Genomic DNA, 15,086 nt, shown 5'->3' with positions numbered 1-15,086 from the left:
AACTGTCTCTTCCCGATTCCACACTCAGCCAGCTAGCGCTGGCGCTTGACCTGTTCCGGCGTGACGCCCCCGGCGCCATTGCCGAACTCCTCCCGGACATAGCTGGCCACTGCCGCGATGTCCGTGTCGGACAGGCGCTTGCCGAACATTTTCATGGCGCTGCGTCCCACCACCAGCCGCGGCGGCAGGTGGGGGCCGTAGAGAATCACATTGAGCAGGGAGGCGGGATCCGCCGCCTGCACGATAGGGTTGCCCAGCAGCGACACCCCGAGCACCCCGTCGCCCTCGCCCGAGGGCAGGTGGCAGGACCCGCAGTGCACGGTGTACACCAGTTCGCCGGCGGCGACCGTGGCCGCGCCGGGCCGCGGACCCGGAGGTTGGGCATTGGCGGGCAGGCTTTTCAGGTAGACGGCCATGGCCTGCAGGTCCCCGTCGCTGAGTTGACTGGTGGAGTTCAGCACCACCTCACGCATCGGGCCGTGGACGACCGCGTTGCCGCTGATCCCGTCGCGCAGGTAGTCGACGATGTCTTCCTCGCTCCAGGCCGCCAGTCCCGTTACATCGGAGGTCAGGTTGACCCCGGACCAGCGGCGGTAATAACCAAAGCGGACCCGGTCCAGGTAGCTTCCGCCGGTAAACGCCAGTGTTTCCCGCTCCGCGCCCAATGCATTGCGCGGGGTGTGGCAGGCGCCACAGTGCCCGGCTGCCTCCACCAGGTAGGCACCGCGATTCCAGGCATCGGATTGCGCCGGATCCGGCTCGAAAGTGGCGTCGTCGTGGAACAGGGCCTTCCAGCCCGCCAGCAGCGCGCGCTGGTTATAGGGAAAGTCCAGCGCGTTGTCCGGGACGGACTGGTTCACCGGCGCGAGGGTCTGCAGGTAGAGCCACAGGGCGGCGATATCCGCATCCGTAAGGCGGGCGAAATCGCTGTAGGGAAAGGCGGGGTAGAGATGACTGCCATCCGGGCGGACCCCGTGCTTCATCGACGCGTGGAAATCCGTGAAGCTCCAGCTGCCGATGCCGGTGGCTGCATCCGGGGTGATGTTGGTGGAATACAGCACGCCGAAGGGTGTATGGAACGGCAGGCCGCCGGCGAAGGGCTCCCCCCCTTCCTGTGTATGGCAGGTCTGGCAATTGCCTGCGCGCGCCAGGTACGCACCCTGCTCCAGCGTGGCGCCATAGCTTGCCAGCGGCGCAGGGACGCTGCGTTCGCCAGCGGCGACAAAACCATAGGCCAGGGCGGCGCCCGCCACGGCCAGCAGCGCGACCAGCAGGCTCCGCAGACGGCGCCGAATGGTACTCATGGGCAGTCGCTCCCCCACGGGGGAGCCGGGCAGTTGCCTCTGCGCATCACAGCTGTGCAGCCTCGTCTTCGTTATCGGTATTGGAGGCTGCTATGAAAACCTGTGAAGCTGAAACGAAGCTGAACTGCCGCGACTGATTGCACTCCGGCGCAGGCCGCAATGGATGGGTACTGACTGGCCATCCGCATCTGCGCCGGCAAGGCTCCCGGCCCGGATGCCCGTCCGGCGTACAGGGCTAGTGCAGTACCCGTGGCCGCTCGCTGACCACCACCGACACCAGCCGCCTGCCGAGCATGATCACGTGACCCTGCCGGCGCTCCACCCCGTCGAGGCTGTACTCGAAACGGTACTGGCGCCAGACCCGCCACTGCCCGCCGCGATCGCGGCTCAGGGACATTTTCTGGATCTGCACCGATTCGTCGAGCAACTGGAAACCGTCGCGCTGGCTCGCCGACTGCACGTGCTGCAGCGCCAGCTCGCGAATGCGGATAGAGGAAAACACGTACAGCGCCGCCGCTCCGACCATGAACAGCACCACCACTTCACCGAGACTGATATACATGCGCGTGCCTCAGCCTGCACTGGCGTGGTGATCGAGAAAGCGCCCCACGATGCGGTTGAACTGCTCGGGCTGTTCCGCGTGCAGCCAGTGGCCGCAGCCGGGCATGACTTTCATCTCTGCCTGCGGGAACAGGGCCAGCACCTGCGCGCGGTGTTCGGGCAGGATGTAACTGGAATCGCCGCCTTTGACGAACAGTACCGGCCCGGCATAGGGCGCACGGTGTAGCGGCGCGCCGCGCACCGCCGTGTAGTTGTCGCGCATGGCGCGCAGGTTGAAGCGCCAGTTGAACACGCCGTCCTCTCCGCGCTGCAGACTCATCAGCAGGAACTGGATGACCCCCGGTTCATCCAGGTAGCGCGCCATGATGTCGGCGGCTTCGTTGCGCGAACCCACGCCCTGTGCCGCCACCGCTTCCAGGGCGGCAAAAATGCTGTCGTGGCCGCCCGCAGGGTATTCGACCGGCGCAATATCCGCGGCCACCAGCGCGCGCACCTTTTGCGGCTGCGACAGGGCCAGTTCCATCATGACCTTGCCCCCCAGGGAGTGGCCGACACAGGCGGCCGAGGCCAGCCTCTGCTCTTCCATCCACTGCCCCAGCAGGACCGCCATGTCCGCGGGCCCCGCCTGCTCGACCCAGCCGGAACGACCGTGATTGGGCAGGTCCAGGCTGTATACGGTGAAGCGATCGGCCAGCGATCGCGACAGTGCGCCCAGGTTGGAACCTGCGCCAAACAGGCCGTGCAACAGGATGACCGGCGGACCTTCGCCCGCGGTGCTGTGCCAGATTGGAGATTTTGCTACCATGCCCCACTCGTTGATTTGATGGATCCAATAATGCGCAATTCAGTCACTACCGGCCTGAAAGCCCTGCTCCCGCTCGCCTTCGGCCTGTTGCTCAGTGCCTGCGCCGGCACGCCGACCTACAACCCGACCGTGTTCCCCTATGAAATAAATGCGGAGAAAATTGCGGCGGATGATATCAAGACTGTGATTATCCCTCACGTCAATCTCGGCCCGCCATCGCGCAACTACCTCGAGGAAGCCGCGCCGCGCATCGACAGCGAGATCAGCGCCTACCTGAAAGAGCATGGCTACAAGGTCATTCCCCAGCGCGAGTTCGAGCAGCGCTGGAATACCGCGGTGCGCGCCTACGGCGACCCATACGACCCCACCACGGGGCGCACCAACATGAAGTCGTTCTCGCTGATCATGCAGTCGGTGCGCGACGACCTGGTCAAGTCCTTTGCACTTGACGCCTTTGTCTTCACCGACCTGGTCGAAATCGAGGTCACCTTCAACGGCGGCCTCAAGCACGTGGCCAAGTGGGACGGGGTTTCCAGGGAACCGCCGGTGCAGGGCCCCGGCAACAGCGTATCCGCCGATTTCGACTGGGGCGCCATGGCCGCCGCGGCGTCGCTGCAGATTGCGATCTTCGACAACAGCCTGGAGCGCGTGTTCTTCAGCCGCGGTGGCCTCGATGCCACCGACGCCGTGGATACCCGCAAGGAGCGCTTCGCCCGCCGCCGCGCCATGCTGGAAAACAAGAGCCATATCGAGGAAGGCATCCAGCTGGCCTTCCATCCTTTCATTACCATGGAAGACTGGCCGGGCAATCCCTGACGCCCCGGCCCGCGCCCGCGCGGGCTACCAGTCAGTGACAAACCCGGCGACCGCCAGCTGCGGGACCGGGCGCACTTCCCCTTCGCGAGTGCCGAGGTAGACGAAACCGGCAATCTCCTCGTTATCCGCCAGTCCCAGCATGCGCATCAGGTTGCGGTCGAAGGCGACCTCCCCGGTGCGCCAGATACCGGCATAACCCAGCGCTTCCGCCGCCAGCAGGATAGCGTGGGCGGCGCAGCCGGCGGATAGCCGCTGTTCCACGTAAGGCACCTTGGGATGCTCCGCCAGGCGGGTCACCACGACCACCACCAGCGGCGCGCGCAGCGGCGCATTGGCGGCCTTGTCCTGGGCCGCCTGGTCGGCGTCCGGGTTGCGCAGCAACAGGGCTTCGCGGAACAGCTCGCCGAGCGCTATGCGGCGCTCTCCGGAAACACTGAGGAATCGCCAGGGCCGCAGGCGGGCGTGGTCCGGCGCCCGCAGCGCCGCGGCGAAGATGGCTTGGAGTTCCTCGCCAATGGGGGCGGGTTCGGTCAGGCGGCTGGCGGAGCTGCGCTGGGTGAGGAAGTGGAGAATTTCGTTCATACCCTGTCTTTCGGTAACGGGGCCGGATCACAGCCGAAGCTGTAAACGGCGCTAATGGGATTTCACGCGGGTTTTGCCGCAGCGTACGCAGCGGTAAACGGTGACCAGCTTACCCTGTTTCACATCGAACTGCTTGGCCTTGTCCACCTCCCACTTGTGGTGGTTGTTGCGGCACAGGGTGTTGCCGCGGTGCTTGTCCTTCAGCGACGGGCGGCGGAACGGGATGATATCAGCCATTACAGTAGCGTGCGCCTCAGGGCGTCGTTCCAGGAGGCGAGCCGGTCGCGCCGGGCCCGCGGAGTTATTGCCACGGCGAACTCCCGCTCCGCCGCCCAGATTCCCCGAATGTCTTTCTGCCCGGACCACAGGCCGACGCCGAGGCCGGCGAGATAGCAGGCGCCGGCGACCGTGGTCTCGATCACCTGGGGGCGAATCAGCCTGCGCCCCAGCACGTCGGCCTGTACCTGCATCAGCAGGTTGTTGGCCGCGGCCCCGCCATCCACCCGCAGGGGTTTCATCCGGCGGCCAAGTTCATCCTCCATCGCACGCAGGATATCCGCGTTCTGCAGGGCCATGGCGTCGAGGGTGGCGCGGGCGATATGCCCGCTGGTGCTGCCGCGGGTCAGCCCGGTAATCGTACCCCGCGCCTCCGGCGCCCAGTGCGGCGCGCCGAGACCGGTCAGCGCCGGCACGAATTCCACGCCGCCGTGGTCCTCCACGCTGGCGGCAAGCGTTTCCACCTCGGCGGATTTGCGGATGATGCCCAGCCCGTCGCGCAGCCACTGCACCGCCGCACCGCAAACGAACGCGCCGCCCTCCAGCGCGTACACCGGCTTGCCGCTCTCGCCCAGCTGCCAGGCCACCGTGCTGAGCAAGCCGGCCCCGGAGCGCACGACTTCACTGCCGGTATTCATCACGATGAAGGAACCGGTGCCGAAGGTGCACTTGGCCTCACCGGGATTGAAACAGGCCTGGCCGAACAGCGCGGCCTGCTGGTCCCCCGCGACCCCGGCGATGGGAATGCCGTCGGGCAGGCCGGGCACGCCCCGCGTATGGCCGAGCACCGCGCTGGAAGGGGTAATGCGCGGCAGGATGTCGCCGGGCACCTCGAACAGTTCCAGCAGTTCCTGGTCCCAACTGCCCAGTTCCAGGTTCATCAGCGAGGTGCGCGAGGCGTTGGAGATATCGGTGACGTGCGCCGCGCCGCCGGTGAGCTGCCAGACCAGGAAACTGTCCACGGTGCCGGCCCGCACCCGGCCGCGCGCTAACTGGCGCTTGATACCGCTGGTATTGCGCAGCAGCCAGCGGAATTTGCTGGCGGAAAAATAGGGGTCCAGGACCAGCCCGGAACGCCGCCTTATCAGCTTCTCGTGACCCTCGCTGCGCAGTTGCTCGCAGAAATCCGTGGTGCGCCGGCACTGCCAGACCACCGCGTTGTTGAATGCCTCGCCCGTCTCGCGATCCCACAGCACGGAGGTCTCGCGCTGGTTGGTGATACCGATGGCGACGATCTCCGAGGGCTTGCAGATGCGCTTGCGCAGGATACTGCGAATGCCCTTGACCACCGATGTCCAGATCTCGCCGGGGCGGTGCTCCACCCAGCCGGGCCGGGGGTAGATCTGCGGGAACTCGAAGTTCACGCTGGCGCGGAGCTTGCCGCCGGCGTCCATCAGCGCGACGGTACTGCCTGTAGTGCCCTGATCGATCGCCAGTACAAAAGCCGACATCGCCCCTCTCCCTGTAAACACGGTTTATACGAACCTGCAAGCTGTCACTGCGAAGCCACCAGGAGCCGCTTCGATGCCCCCTGAGAGCAAAGATTACGTGAACGCGACGGTATGTGCCATTGCTGAACCCGCGCCCGGCTCCGATTGCGGGGCCGGGTTAAACTGCGGGCGATCACAGATCAGGGGCTATCACGGGAACGACACGGAACTGTTACCCTCGCTCCAGAGCATGGGCGTTCGCTCTCCTGAACAATAATCCAATCAAACCGACCCGCTGCAGGCAACCGGGGCGGCGGGGGACCGGCAGTTTATCCGCCGTAGCCTTCCACCGCCTTGATTTCGAGGAAATCGGCGAAGCCGTGCTCGCCCCACTCGCGGCCGTTGCCGGACTGCTTGTAACCGCCGAAGGGCACCGAGTAGCCGCCAAAGGCGCCATTGATCTTCACGTTGCCCGCGCGAATACGCGCGGCGATCTTGCGGGCGCGGTCCATATCGCCACTCTGGATGTAGGCCGCGAGACCGTAGGGGGTGTCGTTGGCAATGGCGATGGCCTCCTCCTCGGAGTGGTAGGGAATGATGGTCAGCACCGGGCCGAAAATCTCCTCGCGGGCGATGGTCGCCTGGTTGTCCTTCACCGAGAGGACGGTGGGGCGCACGAAATAGCCCTTTTCGAGCCCCGCCGGTTTACCCGGACCACCGGCCACCAGTTTTGCGCCTTCGCTGAGGCCGGTGTCGATCAGGCCCTGGATCTTGTCGAACTGGGCCTGGGACACCACCGGCCCCATGCGCACGCCTTCCGCCGCGGGGTCGCCCACGCGCACGCTGTCCGCCACCCGGGCGGCAATTTCCTCCGCCTTCGATACCAGGTGGGAGGGCACCAGCATCCGCGACGGCGCGTTACAGGACTGGCCGGTGTTGCCACACATGTGCAACACGCCGCGAGTCACCGCATCCTCCAGGTCGGCGTCGTCGAGGATGATGTTGGGGCTCTTGCCGCCGAGTTCCTGGGTCACGCGCTTTACCGTTGGCGCCGCGTTCTGGGCCACCAGCACGCCGGCGCGGGTGGAGCCGGTGAAGGACATCATGTCCACGTCGGGATGTTTCGACAGAGCGGTACCGACCACCGGGCCGTCGCCGTTGACCATGTTGTAAACCCCGGCGGGCACCCCGGCGGCGTGCATGATTTCCGTCCAGATATGCGCGGACAGCGGGGCGATCTCGCTGGGCTTGAGGACCATGGTACAGCCCACCGCGAGCGCCGGGGCCACCTTGCAACCAATCTGGTTGACCGGCCAGTTCCAGGGGGTAATCAGGCCACACACGCCGATCGGCTCCTTGAACACCCGGGCGTTGCCCACCACTTCCTCGAACTCGAAGTCGCGCAGTACCCGCAGTGCCTCCTCGAGGTGGCCGAGGCCGGTATCCGCCTGCTCTTCCAGGGCGAACTTCTGCGGCGCCCCCATCTCCTCGCGAATCGCGGTGGCCACGTCGTCGTAGCGGCGCTCGTACTCGGCGACACAGGCTTCGAGCAGTTCGATACGCTCCTGCCGCTTGGTGCGGCCGTAACTCTCAAACGCCCGCTTCGCCGCGGCGACCGCGCGGTTCACGTCCGCTTCCGAGCCGAGGGAGATCACCCCGCACACCTCCTCGGTGGCCGGATTGATCACTTCGAAATCATTGGCTGAAACGGGATCGACCCACTGGCCGTCGATATAGAATTGCCGGTAATCGCGCATGCCCTGCACCTCTGCAACTGGGTAAGAATGAATACCAGCGAATTCTAGCAGCCGGGGCGCCCGCTGCTATCACCCTCCGGGGGTGGATTCAGCCGCCGATGCTGCCCGCCAGGCCGAGCAGCGAGAGCAGGAACAGGCCCAGGGTCAGGGTGACGGCAGACAACAGGGTGGTCAGCACAATGATGTTCGCCGCCAGTACGCCGTTGCCGCCGGCGGCGACCACCATGACATAGCCCGAGGCCGCCGCCGGCCCACCCACCAGCAGGAACAGCACGCCCAGCGCTTCGCCGTTCACCCCGCAGGCCAGGGCGAGCAGCACCGCGATGCCCGGCGCAACCAGCAGGCGCCACAGGGTGGAATCCCAGGCCAGCGCGCCGGCCCGGCGCAGGTCGCCCAGGCGGATCGCCGCGCCGATGCACAGGAGCATCAGGGGCAGGAAAAACGCGGACAGCCAGACACTCGCCGGGGCGAGCAGCGCGGGCTGCGGCAGTCCCGACAGCGAATACAGCACCCCGGCGCCAATGCCGATGATCAGCGGATTGCGCGCGATTCCCAGCAGGGCCGCCCGCAGGCCGGTACTGCCGCCGAGGGTCGCGTTGAAGACGAAGACGATAATCACGTTGTAGAGGCTGGTCATCAGCGCCACCGGCAGCGCCCCGAGCATGGCGCCGCGCTCCCCGTAGGCGGAAATGCACAGGGCGAGGCCGACGATGGCCAGGTTGGAGCGGTAGGCGCCCTGGACGAAGATGCCGCGCTCAGCCAGCGGGTGCTGCCGCCAGCGGCTGTAATACCAGGCCAGCGCGGTGACCAGCAGGGTCGAGACGATGCCGACCAGGACGTAGCGGGAATGCAGGGCCTCGCTGTAATCCACCCGCGCGGACCCGGTAAACAGCATCAGGGGTATGCCGAAGCGAAACGCCAGGCGCGAAATGCGGTCGTTGAGCCACTGCGGGAACAGCCCAAAGCGCCCGAGCAGCATGCCCGCCACCACCCAGCCGAACGTCGGCAGGGAGACGCGCAGGCTGGTGAGGAAGAGCTCTCCCGCGCCCGCACCTGTCACTGTCGGCTACCCCGGTTCAGGCCAGTTCGTCCAGGGTTTCGCCCAGTGCGCTGCACAGGCTGTCGATCTCGGCTTTTTCCACGATAAATGGCAGGCCCAGCTGGATGGTGTCGCCGCCGTAGCGGACGTAGAAACCCTTCTCCCACATCCGCATGGCGACCTCGAAGGGCCGCCGCGCCGGCTCACCGGGGTAGCCCGCCAGGCTCAGCGCCCCGGCAAAACCGTAGTTGCGGATGTCGGTTATGTGCGGGCGGCCGCGCAGCTCGTGCAGGGCCCCCTCGAAATAGGGCGCCAGTTCCGCGACCCGGGCCGGCAAGTTTTCCTGCTCCAGTACTTCCAGGGCGGCGAGGCCGGCGGCGCAGGCTACCGGGTGGGCCGAATAGGTATAGCCGTGGGGAAACTCCAGCATGTATTCGGGACCGCCCTGGGCCATGAAAGTCTGGTAGATCTCGCTGGTGGAAATCACCGCCCCCATGGGCACCGCGCCGTTGGTGAGCTGCTTGGCGACATTCATGATGTCCGGGGTGACCCCGAAGGCCTCGGCCCCGGTCATCGCACCCATACGGCCGAAACCGGTGATGACTTCGTCGAAAATCAACAGGATGTCGTTGGCGTCGCAAATATCCCGCAGGCGCTGCAGGTAACCCGCGGGAGGCGGGATGACCCCCGCGGAGCCCGCCAGCGGTTCGACGATCACCGCCGCGATATTCGAGGCGTCGTGCAGGGCAATCAGCTCGTTGAGCTCATCCGCCAGTTGCCAGCCGCGCGCGGGCATGCCGCGGGTGAAGGCGTTTTCCGGCAGCAGCGTATGCGACAGGTGGTCCGCGTCCACCGCGGTGCCGAACAGCTTGCGGTTGGCGCCAATACCACCGACCGAAATGCCGCCGAAATTGACGCCGTGGTAGCCCTTGGCACGGCCGATCAGCTTGGTCTTGGAGGGCTGGCCCTTCAGGCGCCAGTAGGCGCGGGCGATTTTCAGGGAGGTGTCCGCACACTCGGAACCCGAATTGGTGAAAAAGACGTAATTCAGTCCCTCCGGGGTAAGTTGCCTGATACGATTGGCTAATTCAAAGGAACGCGGCTGGCCGAACTGGAAGGCCGGGGAGTAGTCCAGGGTCTGCAACTGCCGGGTCACCGCCTCGGTAATCTCGGGCCGGTTGTGGCCGAGTCCGGAGCACCACAGTCCGGACAGGCCATCGAAAATCCGCCGCCCCTTGTCATCGATAAACCAGGCACCCTCGGCGGCGACGATCATCCGGGGATCCGCCTTGAACTGGCGGTTGCCGGTGTAGGCCATCCAGTGGGATTCAAGGTCTTCCCGGCTGAGGCCATGGGAAAGTGAATGCTGCGTCGTCATGCGCGTATCTCTTTGGCTGTGGGGCAAAAATCAGGGGATAGCCGGGGTGCTGGCCGGGGTGCTGCAAACCTACTGGAGTGTTCGGCAGCAAACCATACCCCAAGCGGGGAACCTCCTGCTACAGTGGCCGGGGGGCATTATTACAGGACAGGGGCTCACCTATGCGATGGATTGTCGTCTGCCTGCTGGTGGCAGCAGGATTCTGGTTCTATTCCAACCAACCCCGCTCGGGCAATGACCCCGGCACCAGCGATGCGCTGATGCAGGAATGCATGGCCAAGAAACGCTACGCGGCCAGCCGCATGGGCGTCACCGGGGCCGGCGCTGAACGGGACTGTGCCGAACAGCACAACCTCTACCACGAGGATGGCCACTGGTATAGCTATTAGCGCGCGGCAGTGCTTGCCCGCCGGCAAATTTCCTGCCTACACTTGCAGGCGTTTCAGCCAACCGTCCCACTCTGGAGGATCATCCATGCGCATGTCACCCCGCTCCATTGTTCGCAAGGCAACCCTGCCCGCACTCGCTTTCGGCCTCATGTTGCCGGTGCTGGCAGTGGCCCACCTCGACGACAAGGAACCGATGCAGTCCTACCGCCAGTCCTGGTTCGCCCTGCTGGGCATGAACTTCGGCCCCATCGGCGCCATGCTGAAAGGCGAAATGCCCTGGGACCAGGCGAAACTGCAGATGTTTGCCAACGATATGGCCGCGCTGACCAGCATGGATGTCGCACGGGCCTTCCCCCCCGGTTCAGAGCAGGGCAAAACCCGTGCAAAACCGGAAATATGGGACAACATGGATGATTTCAAGGCCAAGCTGACCGACCTGCAAACCGCGGTGAACCAGCTGCAGGCCGCCGCCGCAGGCGGTGACAAACAGGAAATCGCCCAGGCCGTCGGCGCCACCGGCAAGGCCTGCAAGAGCTGCCACGATGACTACAAGTCCAAGGACTATCTCTACTGAGGGGGCTGTCCGTATTCACCTGCTCTGCCCGGCGCTGCTGCTCGCCGGGCTGCTTTTCCCCGCCGCACTGAGCGCGGCCGAAGCCGACGCGGAAGTCACCGCAATAGTGAAAGCCCGCGGTCTTGCGGAATCCCCGACGCCGCTGCGCGAGATGCCCGGCTGGGCTCCGCGCAAGGTCGTGGTGTATGTACCGCAGCGGGTGGCATCCACCCAGTCCGATTTCCGCGAAGGCTTCCGCGCCGCAGCGGGAACGGACATCGACCTGCTGTTTGTCGACGGCGGCTCCGCGTCCGTCGCCGGACTGCTGGCCGGCGCCGATGCGGTCATCGGTTTTTGCGAACCGGAGGTAATCGCAGCTACCGGCGCAAGCCTTTTCTGGCTGCACAGTTACAGTATTGGCGTCGACGGCTGTCTCGCGGTCGGGGACGCCGCATTTACCGGCAAGGTCTTCAGCAACAGCAAGCGGCTCTCCGGCCCCGCCATGGCCGAGCACGGTATTGCCATGCTGCTGTCGCTGGCGCGCGGACTCCCGGACTACTACCGCGCGCAACAGCAGGAACACTGGGATCGCGGCATCGCCGGCAATGAGCGCTTCGGCGAAGTCGCGGGAAAAACCCTGCTGGTGGCCGGCCTCGGCGGAATCGGCAGCGAGGTCGCCAGCCGCGCCCACGGCCTCGGCATGCGGGTGATCGCCACCCGCAACTCCTCCCGCGAAGGCCCCGCCTATGTCGATTATGTCGGCCTGGCCGACGAACTGTACAAACTGGCCGGCGAGGCCGACGTGGTGGTCAACTCCCTGCCCCTCACCGACCGGACCCGCCACCTCTTCGACCGGCGGTTTTTCGACGCCCTGCGACCGGGCGCGATCTTCATCAGCCTGGGCCGCGGGGAAAGTACGGTCACCGCGGACCTGGTCAGGGCACTGGACTCCGGGCAGCTCTACGCCGCCGGACTCGACGTCACCGACCCCGAACCCCTGCCCGCCAATCACCCGCTGTGGAGCATGCCGCGGGTGATCATCACCCCGCATGTGGCCGCCACCGGCGGAGACAGTTTCCGCCGGGCGGCGATCATCGCCCAGGAAAACCTGCGGCGTTACGTCGCCGGGGAAGCGCTGCTGAACCCGGTGGATATGACCAGAGGATACTGAGTATGGCCATTGAAGGATTGAATCACGTGAACCTGCGCGCTCCCGCGGAACAACTGCGGGCCCTGCGCGATTTCTACGTGGAGGTGGTAGGCCTCGAGGACGGCTCGCGACCGGATTTCGGCGTCAGGGGCTACTGGCTGTACGCCGGCGGGCAGCCGATCATCCACATGATGGTTTGCCGGGAGGATGGGCCGGCGGAGGTCAGCGCCAGCCACAGCCCGGTCGACCACATCGCCCTGACCTGCAGCGACCTCGCCGCCACCGAGCGCAGGCTGGAGAAACTGGGCACGCCCTACCGCAAGAACGATTTTTCCGCGGAACGCGGTTTCGTGCAGTTATTCCTGCTCGACCCCGCCGGATTGGGCGTGGAGCTGAACTTCAGCGCCTGAGGCCAATTACCAGATCGACTGCGGCTGCGGTGCCTGTTGCAGGCCGAACCACAGCGCAGCCCCTACCAGCAGCACCACCACCAGGTACAGCCAGAAGCTGCGCGGCGCCTCGACGCCAACCTTGCCCTGCGCGCGGCCCAGCAGCATCGCGTTGATCAGCCGGTCCTTGCGCAGGAACTGGTAGTAGCACACCGCCAGCACGTGCAGGGCGGCGAAAGCGAGCAGGACGTTGAAGGCTATTTCGTGGATTTCGCCCATGGCGTCACGGAATTCCCCGGACGCCGCGTAGTACAGCGGGCCGGAAAACAGGATGTCGTCACTGTTGAACAGGCCGCTGACCGCCTGCAGCAGCAGCAGGGTCAGCAGCAGAAGCACCGACCAGCCGCCCAGCGGGTTGTGCCCGGGGGTGGCGCTGCCCTCGCCGCGCAGGTAGGCGGCGATGCGGCGCGGCCCCGCCAGGAAGTCACTGAACCGGGAGTGCCGGCTGCCGAGGAAACCCCAGACAATCCGGCTCACCACCAGGACGATGATCGTGTAGCCGGTCCATTCGTGCACCCCGTAGCGCTCTTCTTCCGCGCTCCACCAGGCGAGGCCCAGCGCCACCACCAGCGACCAGTGGAACAGGCGGGTGGGAATGTCCCACAGGGCATTGGCAGTTGTCATGCGTGCTCCTCGTTCACGGCACCAGCGGCGGGTACGCCGCGTCCACCCCTTCATGCAGGTAGATCCATTCCCCGTCCACCAGCACCGCGCGATGCCGGGCACCGGGCAGGGAGGGGTCTCCGGCGGCGTATCCCGCATCGCCGGGATACATGGATACAAGGCCGGCCTCGCTGCGGCAGAGATTGGGAAACACCTCGGGCACCAGCGCCTCCCGCGCCGCCTGTAGAAACGCCGCCACCGTCGGGTGGGCATCGAGCAGGCGCAGGGTGATCATGGTCGGCGGCATGACGTCGAGCTCGCCCGCCCGGTGCTGCTGCAGTGCCGCCCCGGCGCCGAGCCAGCAGGCGCTGTCGATCTCCTCCCCATCGACCACTACTTCACCTACCTGCGCCAGCGGTGCGGCGAAGATGTAGGTGGAAAACCGGCGGGCGTGCCCTTCCGGCGTGGTCCAGCGGCTGAGCAGCACCATGGCCGCGGGGTCGGGCCGCTGGCAGCACTCCTCCTGCGACTCCCTGGCTGCACCGGCCCGCGCAGCCGCTTCCTCGCAGCCATTGGCGAGGGCGTAATCCTGCGGGTCCAGGCGCCCGCCGGGAAACACCCAGCGGCCCGGCGCGAAGGCCAGCTTCTCGCTGCGCCGCAGCAGCAGGGTCTCAATGCCGTCCGCACCATCGCGCAAGAGAGCGACGGTGCTGGCGGGGGCGATCGTCTGGGCCTGGCTCATGGTAGGCAGTGTATCCAGTGAGTTGCGGAAGCTATGCGGATGACGGTTCAGCTGATGCGCGCGGCCAGCGAGAGATCGAAGCCGATCTTTTGCGCCAGTACGGTAGCGGCCTCGCGATCCCCTGCCGGCCGCGAAGCGACCCACAGGTTGGCGCAGCGGGTACCGGTGCGGCAATAGGCGAATACCGGGCGCTCCGGGTCATCGAACAGGCGGCCCATCCCGGCGAGATCCTCACCGGGAAAGGTCATGGCGTTCACTGGCATGTAGTAATACTCGAGACCCGCCTGCTCGGCCGCTGCCCGGATTTCGGCGCTGCCCGGCTGTCCCGGTTCCTCGCCGTCGGGCCGGTTGTTGATCAGGACCTTGAAGCCCGCCGCGGCAATTTCCGCCACCACCGCAGGGCTGATCTGGCCGCAGACCGCGAGTGTTTCGGTGAGTTTATAGGCTTGCATCTTTTTCTCCAGACTCAATTGATGGCAAAGGCTGGCGTCAAAGTGCGCGATAACCTTCCCACAACAGTTTAACACCGACGACCAGCAGGAAAATGCTGATGACCCGATAATAGATACCCGGTGACGAGCGCCGGGTCAGGGCGTGGCCCAGCTTCACGCCGAGGGGTGCCAGCGGCACCAGCACCAGCGAGTAGAGCAGGTTGGCGCCGGTAAACTGCCCGAGCACCGCGTAGGGTACCAGCTTGACCAGGTTGACCACCGCAAAGAACACCGCGGCGGTACCGGCAAACAGCAGGGGGTCGAGGCGCTTGGGCATCAGGTACATGGTGAAGGGCGGCCCGCCGGCGTGGATATTGAAGCTGGTGAAACCCGCGATGGTACCGTAGAAGGATGCAGCCAGGGGCTTGTGCCGGGCCGCGGCCCGGGCGCGAAAGCCGGTGAGCTGTTGCAGGGCGAACAGCAGGGAGATCACGCCCACCATCAGGCGCAGGATGGCCTCGCTCAACAGGCCCGCCGTCAGGTAACCGATCACCACGCCGAACACCGCACCGGGCAGCAGGAGGCCGAGGGCGCGGCGGTCGAAGCGGCCCCAGTAGGTCTGCACGGCAAAGGCGTCCATCACCACGAGAATTGGCAGCAGGATAGCCGCCGCCTGGGTGGGCGGCATGACCAGCGCCATCATCGGCACCGAGAGCACGGAAATCGCCCCGCCGAAGCCCCCTTTGGCAACGCCGTAGAGCATTACCGCGGGGATGCTGACAAGATAGAAAAGCGGGTCGTCCAGCATACCGGGGATGGGC

General features: G+C 65.9%; 18 protein-coding genes. 5 read left to right on the top strand and 13 right to left on the bottom strand.

The features are described 5' to 3' along the window. Positions 1 to 32: 32 nt before the first annotated feature. The 3 genes from ACNKU3_RS01620 to ACNKU3_RS01610 form a co-directional block, all read right to left on the bottom strand. Positions 33 to 1,304 carry a c-type cytochrome gene (locus tag ACNKU3_RS01620; protein ID WP_418257660.1) on the bottom strand — a complete coding sequence of 424 codons (1,272 nt, stop codon included), beginning with the start codon at positions 1,302 to 1,304 and terminating at the stop codon, positions 33 to 35. Positions 1,305 to 1,539: 235 nt separating this feature from the next. Then, complete coding sequence (locus tag ACNKU3_RS01615; RefSeq protein WP_418257659.1) at positions 1,540 to 1,866, bottom strand: DUF3301 domain-containing protein; 327 nt, start codon at positions 1,864 to 1,866, stop codon at positions 1,540 to 1,542. 9 nt (positions 1,867 to 1,875) lie between these two features. After that, complete coding sequence (locus tag ACNKU3_RS01610) at positions 1,876 to 2,670, bottom strand: alpha/beta fold hydrolase (protein ID WP_418257658.1); 795 nt, start codon at positions 2,668 to 2,670, stop codon at positions 1,876 to 1,878. 30 nt (positions 2,671 to 2,700) lie between these two features. Between ACNKU3_RS01610 and ACNKU3_RS01605 the strand changes: the two genes are divergently transcribed. Further along, a complete protein-coding gene (locus ACNKU3_RS01605) occupies positions 2,701 to 3,486 on the top strand; it encodes a hypothetical protein (RefSeq protein WP_418257657.1) in 786 nt (261 codons plus the stop codon). Between the two features lie 24 nt (positions 3,487 to 3,510). Here ACNKU3_RS01605 and ACNKU3_RS01600 read toward each other — a convergent pair whose 3' ends face one another. The 6 genes from ACNKU3_RS01600 to ACNKU3_RS01575 form a co-directional block, all read right to left on the bottom strand. After that, on the bottom strand, positions 3,511 to 4,068 hold the full coding sequence (locus ACNKU3_RS01600) for a nitroreductase (protein ID WP_418257656.1): 558 nt from the start codon (positions 4,066 to 4,068) through the stop codon (positions 3,511 to 3,513). A gap of 51 nt (positions 4,069 to 4,119) precedes the next feature. Beyond that, a complete protein-coding gene (locus ACNKU3_RS01595; RefSeq protein ID WP_418257655.1) occupies positions 4,120 to 4,305 on the bottom strand; it encodes a hypothetical protein in 186 nt (61 codons plus the stop codon). Next, positions 4,305 to 5,795, bottom strand: coding sequence for a glycerol kinase GlpK (gene glpK, locus ACNKU3_RS01590; protein WP_418257654.1), 1,491 nt, complete (start codon positions 5,793 to 5,795; stop codon positions 4,305 to 4,307). Before glpK ends, ACNKU3_RS01595 begins: the two co-directional genes overlap by 1 nt. A gap of 308 nt (positions 5,796 to 6,103) precedes the next feature. Continuing rightward, entirely contained in the window at positions 6,104 to 7,531 is a 1,428-nt protein-coding gene (locus tag ACNKU3_RS01585) for an aldehyde dehydrogenase family protein (RefSeq protein WP_418257653.1), read from the bottom strand. An 88-nt stretch (positions 7,532 to 7,619) separates the two neighbouring features. After that, positions 7,620 to 8,591 carry an AEC family transporter gene (locus ACNKU3_RS01580; protein WP_418257652.1) on the bottom strand — a complete coding sequence of 324 codons (972 nt, stop codon included), beginning with the start codon at positions 8,589 to 8,591 and terminating at the stop codon, positions 7,620 to 7,622. A gap of 16 nt (positions 8,592 to 8,607) precedes the next feature. Beyond that, on the bottom strand, positions 8,608 to 9,948 hold the full coding sequence (locus tag ACNKU3_RS01575; RefSeq protein ID WP_418257651.1) for an aspartate aminotransferase family protein: 1,341 nt from the start codon (positions 9,946 to 9,948) through the stop codon (positions 8,608 to 8,610). A 161-nt stretch (positions 9,949 to 10,109) separates the two neighbouring features. Here ACNKU3_RS01575 and ACNKU3_RS01570 point away from each other — a divergent pair, with 161 nt between their 5' ends. The 4 genes from ACNKU3_RS01570 (at position 10,110) to ACNKU3_RS01555 (ending at position 12,450) form a co-directional block, all read left to right on the top strand. Beyond that, the gene (locus ACNKU3_RS01570; RefSeq protein WP_418257650.1) at positions 10,110 to 10,337 is read left to right on the top strand and encodes a hypothetical protein; all 228 of its coding nucleotides are present in this window, start codon (positions 10,110 to 10,112) and stop codon (positions 10,335 to 10,337) included. A gap of 85 nt (positions 10,338 to 10,422) precedes the next feature. Beyond that, positions 10,423 to 10,911, top strand: coding sequence for a c-type cytochrome (locus ACNKU3_RS01565; protein ID WP_418257649.1), 489 nt, complete (start codon positions 10,423 to 10,425; stop codon positions 10,909 to 10,911). Next, complete coding sequence (locus ACNKU3_RS01560) at positions 10,880 to 12,061, top strand: D-2-hydroxyacid dehydrogenase (protein WP_418257648.1); 1,182 nt, start codon at positions 10,880 to 10,882, stop codon at positions 12,059 to 12,061. Before ACNKU3_RS01565 ends, ACNKU3_RS01560 begins: the two co-directional genes overlap by 32 nt. A gap of 2 nt (positions 12,062 to 12,063) precedes the next feature. After that, on the top strand, positions 12,064 to 12,450 hold the full coding sequence (locus ACNKU3_RS01555) for a VOC family protein (RefSeq protein WP_418257647.1): 387 nt from the start codon (positions 12,064 to 12,066) through the stop codon (positions 12,448 to 12,450). Positions 12,451 to 12,456: 6 nt separating this feature from the next. On the opposite strand, the gene ACNKU3_RS01550 is transcribed toward ACNKU3_RS01555, so the two are convergent. From ACNKU3_RS01550 to ACNKU3_RS01535, 4 genes are read right to left on the bottom strand one after another with little or no spacing between them, the layout of a single operon-like run. After that, positions 12,457 to 13,113: a cytochrome b/b6 domain-containing protein gene (locus ACNKU3_RS01550; protein WP_418257646.1), complete on the bottom strand. Its 657-nt coding sequence runs from the start codon at positions 13,111 to 13,113 to the stop codon at positions 12,457 to 12,459. 13 nt (positions 13,114 to 13,126) lie between these two features. Next, entirely contained in the window at positions 13,127 to 13,834 is a 708-nt protein-coding gene (locus ACNKU3_RS01545) for an NUDIX hydrolase (protein WP_418257645.1), read from the bottom strand. Between the two features lie 47 nt (positions 13,835 to 13,881). Further along, a complete protein-coding gene (locus tag ACNKU3_RS01540) occupies positions 13,882 to 14,286 on the bottom strand; it encodes a TIGR01244 family sulfur transferase (RefSeq protein WP_418257644.1) in 405 nt (134 codons plus the stop codon). A 37-nt stretch (positions 14,287 to 14,323) separates the two neighbouring features. Continuing rightward, positions 14,324 to 15,073: a sulfite exporter TauE/SafE family protein gene (locus tag ACNKU3_RS01535; protein ID WP_418257643.1), complete on the bottom strand. Its 750-nt coding sequence runs from the start codon at positions 15,071 to 15,073 to the stop codon at positions 14,324 to 14,326. Positions 15,074 to 15,086: the final 13 nt, after the last annotated feature.

The organism is Haliea sp. E17 (assembly GCF_048323675.1).
GTDB lineage: Bacteria > Pseudomonadota > Gammaproteobacteria > Pseudomonadales > Halieaceae > Mangrovimicrobium.
Note: the sequence above shows the minus strand (reverse complement) of the source record. Positions and strands in the feature narration are given on the sequence as shown.